The 4,238-nt window shown below is 50.0% G+C and carries 7 protein-coding genes; 6 read left to right on the top strand and 1 reads right to left on the bottom strand.

Annotated features, from left to right (window positions below; genetic code table 11):
• A partial coding sequence (locus JW883_07175; GenBank protein MBN1842044.1) for a hypothetical protein occupies window positions 1–226 on the bottom strand: 226 nt, incomplete at its 3' end.
• Here JW883_07175 and JW883_07180 point away from each other — a divergent pair.
• The 6 genes from JW883_07180 (at window position 219) to JW883_07205 (ending at window position 3,970) form a co-directional block, all read left to right on the top strand.
• On the top strand, window positions 219–998 hold the full coding sequence (locus JW883_07180; protein MBN1842045.1) for a ComF family protein: 780 nt from the start codon (window positions 219–221) through the stop codon (window positions 996–998). The genes JW883_07175 and JW883_07180 overlap by 8 nt on opposite strands.
• Before the next feature lie 182 nt (window positions 999–1,180).
• Window positions 1,181–1,405, top strand: coding sequence for a ribbon-helix-helix protein, CopG family (locus tag JW883_07185; protein ID MBN1842046.1), 225 nt, complete (start codon window positions 1,181–1,183; stop codon window positions 1,403–1,405).
• Complete coding sequence (locus tag JW883_07190) at window positions 1,401–1,736, top strand: type II toxin-antitoxin system PemK/MazF family toxin (GenBank protein MBN1842047.1); 336 nt, start codon at window positions 1,401–1,403, stop codon at window positions 1,734–1,736. The genes JW883_07185 and JW883_07190 overlap by 5 nt, the downstream gene beginning before the upstream one ends.
• 100 nt (window positions 1,737–1,836) lie before the next feature.
• Window positions 1,837–2,619 (top strand): carbon-nitrogen family hydrolase, encoded by a 783-nt coding sequence (locus JW883_07195; GenBank protein ID MBN1842048.1) that lies wholly within the window; start codon window positions 1,837–1,839, stop codon window positions 2,617–2,619.
• Window positions 2,612–3,100 (top strand): D-glycero-beta-D-manno-heptose 1-phosphate adenylyltransferase, encoded by a 489-nt coding sequence (rfaE2, locus tag JW883_07200; protein ID MBN1842049.1) that lies wholly within the window; start codon window positions 2,612–2,614, stop codon window positions 3,098–3,100. The genes JW883_07195 and rfaE2 overlap by 8 nt, the downstream gene beginning before the upstream one ends.
• Window positions 3,101–3,136: 36 nt before the next feature.
• Complete coding sequence (locus tag JW883_07205; protein MBN1842050.1) at window positions 3,137–3,970, top strand: dihydroorotate dehydrogenase electron transfer subunit; 834 nt, start codon at window positions 3,137–3,139, stop codon at window positions 3,968–3,970.
• The last annotated feature ends 268 nt before the right edge of the window (window positions 3,971–4,238 follow it).

Consider the following 4,238-nt stretch of genomic DNA (forward strand, 5'->3'; position numbering starts at 1 on the left):
GAAACAGAAATAGCCGTCGCACGACCTTGAGGCTCTCGACAGGTTGAATGTTCGTTATTGGATATTCGTTTTTCATTCGACGTTGGATGTTCGATGTTCGACGTTCATCTTTCAAAACAATTCCGTACGGCATAAATGCAACCTGTGAACGGTTACCGTCTTTCAAGCCTCCTGAGATGGTCGTCAAGCGGCTGCGGGCTGACGGTTCTATGTGAGATATGGACATTCACCCATTCCTGCAAAGATTTTCGCAAGCCTTTCTGGACGCCATTTTCCCGCCTAAATGTCTTATTTGCGGCGCTTTTGATGGATTGTTGCCTGATCACAAGGTTTCTTTCGATTCCCCGGCTCATGTTACTGCCTCGTACTTTTGTGAAGCCTGCAGAAAAGACCTTATTCCTATTGCTTCGCCTTTTTGCTCAAAGTGCGGCCTCCCCTTTATTTCACGGGAAGGAGAAGATCACACCTGTTCCGAATGCCTTGTGGAAGAAAAGTACTTCAGGAGGGCAAGGGCTTTCGGGGTCTATGACGGGAGCCTTATGCAGGCCATTCATCGATTCAAGTACGCAAAAAGGGCTTCCTTTTCCCGGCCTTTGAGCGCCCTTGTCAGGGAGGCCTTCTTTCGATTTTGGGATGTGAACTCCATAGACCTCATTGTTTCCGTGCCCTTGCACATGAAGCGTCTGCGAGAAAGGGGATTTAATCAATCCTTTCTTTTGGTCAGGAGATGGGCAAAGCAGGAAGGATTGCCCTTTGACGGCCTAACGTTGTCGCGCAGCCGGTGGACAGAGCCTCAGACTGCGTTAAGCCGCAAGGAGCGCCAGAAAAACATCAAGGGCGCTTTTGCTGTCAAAGATCCAGAAAAAATAGTCGGGCAGAAGATTCTCCTAGTGGACGACGTATACACAACAGGATCTACGGTCAACGAGTGTGCGCGGGTCTTGATGGAAGCCGGTGCGGAGTTTGTGGATGTCTTGACCCTGGCACGGGCTGTGTGAGCACGCTATGCTGTTTTCTGAACAAAGCCCGTGAATTCATAACGTCTTGGCAGGCTGCAAAACCTATGGTATCTAACTCAAGGTTTCATACCATAGGTTTCAATTAAATTAAAAGCACAAAAAGATTGAAAATTCTAGTGCTCTCGTTTATTCTTTCATTAAAAACACACTGGGAGAACACAATGGACACTGCTCGTATCAATGTCAGTCTTCCCAAAGAGATGCTCGCAGAGCTATCCAAGGAAGTAGAATCCCGAAAGAGGAGCCGCTTCGTCGCAGAGGCCATCAGGCGTTTGCTTGAGGAGAAAAGAAAAAAAAGGCTGGCTGCAGAGTACAAGGAGGCCGCTCAGGAGATTCGAAGAATCAACCAGGAAGTCGAAGGGGTTATATCCGATGGCCTCGATTAAGAGGGGGCAGGTCTTTTTGGTCAATTTTGATCCAACGCTGGGCGTGGAAGCAAGGAAAACTCGCCCTGCTCTGGTCGTGTCCAACAACCTAAACAATACTCATTCACCGATTGTTTCCATCTGTCCAATTACCTCAAATGTGACCCGCGTCTATTCCTTTGAGGTCGAGATTCCGCTGGGCAGAGGCGGCTTGCGTGCCCGCTCGAAGGTGATGGTAAATCAGACCAGGGCGGTCGACAGAATCCGGCTCATCAAGAGCCTCGGACATCTGCCAGAAGAGATCATGGCCGATGTGGACCGGGCACTGAAGCTTCACTATGATCTCAAGTAGTAAAGTCATTGCATTTCGGGTTAATGCTTACGTGTGATTTCATTATCCGGATGAGTGGGTGTTTCAGGGATCGTAGCGACAAAAATGGAAAAGGCCATCCATGAAGGTTGTCAAAGCAGGCATTATACAGTTTGACGTACGTCTGGGTGACGTTGACTGGAATCTGAGGAGGGCGAGACAACGTATCTCTTTCCTTGCCCGCAAGGGGGCTCAGCTTGTACTGCTTCCGGAGATGTGGTCCACGGGTTTTGCAAATGAGCGGCTTGAGGAATTGTCTGAGACGACACCGGCAGTTCTTGAATGGCTGGTCCGACTGTCAGAAGAACTACACCTTACGATAATTGGTTCCTTGCCTGAAAAAGGGGCAGATGGGATATACAATACCACCTATGTGGTGGACAGGGGCGGATCTGTTGCAGGGAGCTATCGCAAGGTTCACCTTTTCTCGCCAACCAAGGAGGATCGGTATTTTAGACCTGGCAACAAAGCGGTTGTCGCAAAGACATCCCTTGGTCCCATAGGCCTAATGATCTGCTATGACCTGAGATTCCCGGAGCTGTGCCGGTCTCTTGCACTGCAAGGGGCGAAAATAGTGGCTGTTATGGCCCAATGGCCTGCTGTGCGGGTTGACCACTGGAAAGCCCTTCTCAAGGCCAGGGCCATCGAAAATCAACTTTTTGTCCTAGCCGCAAACCGGTGTGGCGGGGATGGCGACCTGATTTATGGAGGTCATTCCCAGATCATATCCCCTGGGGGAGATGTTCTGGCAAGGGCCGGAAAAGATCCAGTCTCCCTTTCAGCCTCCATTGATCTGCGTTTGGTAGAAAGAGCGAGAAAACAGATTCCGTGTTTGCAGGAACGGATGCCTGAAGCCTATGGGTGAGAAGATCATCAAAAGACAAGAGCTTGCAGAGAACGTGCAGGCCTTGAAAAGGGCGGGCAAGACAATTGTCTTTACCAATGGCTGTTTTGATCTGCTTCATATAGGTCATGTTCGGTATTTGAAGTCTGCCAAGGGAGAAGGGGATGTTCTTTTGGTGGGGCTCAATTCTGATCGCTCAGTTCGCCAGATCAAAGGGCCAGCACGGCCCATAGTTTCTGAGAATGAGCGTGCCGAGGTTCTGGCCTCTTTGGCTTGTGTTGATTTTGTTACCTTTTTTGACGAGCCAGACCCCTTGGCGACAATCAGGGTCCTGATGCCGGACGTCCTGGTAAAAGGTGCGGACTGGGAAAAGGATGCCATTGTGGGAAAAGATGTCGTGGAAGCAAACGGCGGGCGAGTGGTTCGCATTCCGGTGACAGAAGGGGCCTCCACCAGCAGAATCATCGAAAAGATTTTGGCCCTGAGGTTTGAAAGACGTTAGAGGTCCTCAACCCTCCGACATCAGCATGGGAAGCTGGTGAGAGAATTCTGTATTCGGCTCATGAAGCAACTACTTCAGGAAAAAGTAAGAGTCTTGCACAATCAGGAGGTGGGGCCAGCCTATTTCAGGATGGGCTTGGCCTTTGCTGAGTTGGCCAGGATCACCCGGCCAGGGCAGTTCGTTATGGTGAGGGTTCACGACAGGCCTATCCCACTCCTGCGTCGGCCCTTTTCTGTGCACAGACGCCTTTTTGAAGGCAATGAGATTTTTGGATTTGAACTGTTGTATAAGGTCGTAGGAAAAGGTACTCAGGCCATGTCTGAGCTCAAGCCCGGGGATATTATAGACGTCCTGGGTCCTCTGGGAAAGGGCTTTTCTTATCCCGAGGGCGTGCGCGACGTTTTCCTTGTGGCGGGCGGTGTTGGCGTGGCTTCGCTTTACTATCTTGCGCTTTACCTTGCTGAGCTCAATTCAGTCAAGTCCACGGTTTTTCTTGGAGGGCGTTCTGCTGCTGATGTCTTATGCCAAGAAGAATTCCAGTCCGTGGGCGCTACGGTTCGCATCACAACGGAAGACTGTAGTCTGGGTGAAAGGGGCCTTGTCACATCGCTGGTTCAAAAGGCCCTGGAATTTGATGAAAAACCGGATATGATCTATGCCTGTGGGCCCCAGGCCATGCTTAAGGCAGTCAGTGAAATAGCAGTCGCCCATGAAGCGCCATGTCAGATCTCCTTGGAGTCGGCCATGGCCTGTGGTTTTGGGGTGTGTCTGGGATGCGCTGTGGAAAAGGCTGGGAACCGTGGAGCCTACCTTCATGTCTGCACAGACGGACCGGTTTTTGATTCCCGTGATGTCTTAATTGACGATTGATTAGGTCTTCATGAAGATGGAACAATAGAATGTTGGTGTACTGGAGTACTGGGTATTGGAATCGGTATTCAGCATGTTAAATCAAAAATAATCCACCGGCTCTGCCGGTGAGAATTGAAAAGGCTCTGCCGTTTAAGGCGTTAACATTATAGACAGGATTTACTGGATGGACAGGATTTTGTTGCCTTTCCTGAAGAAAGGCAACAAGTATCATCCCTCTTCGAGGGAAAAAATGGGCCTCATTGACGGGAAATTATTTACTGCGGAA

Source organism: Deltaproteobacteria bacterium, from assembly GCA_016930875.1.
In the GTDB taxonomy this organism is placed as follows: Bacteria; Desulfobacterota; Desulfobacteria; order Desulfobacterales.

What these genes read in the sequence shown, in the direction of transcription:
- JW883_07180 (MBN1842045.1), top strand. Translation starts at nt 219, where the DNA reads ATGGACATTCACCCATTCCTGCAAAGATTTTCGCAAGCCTTTCTGGAC.
- JW883_07185 (MBN1842046.1), top strand. Translation starts at nt 1,181, where the DNA reads ATGGACACTGCTCGTATCAATGTCAGTCTTCCCAAAGAGATGCTCGCA.
- JW883_07195 (MBN1842048.1), top strand. Translation starts at nt 1,837, where the DNA reads ATGAAGGTTGTCAAAGCAGGCATTATACAGTTTGACGTACGTCTGGGT.
- rfaE2 (MBN1842049.1), top strand. Translation starts at nt 2,612, where the DNA reads ATGGGTGAGAAGATCATCAAAAGACAAGAGCTTGCAGAGAACGTGCAG.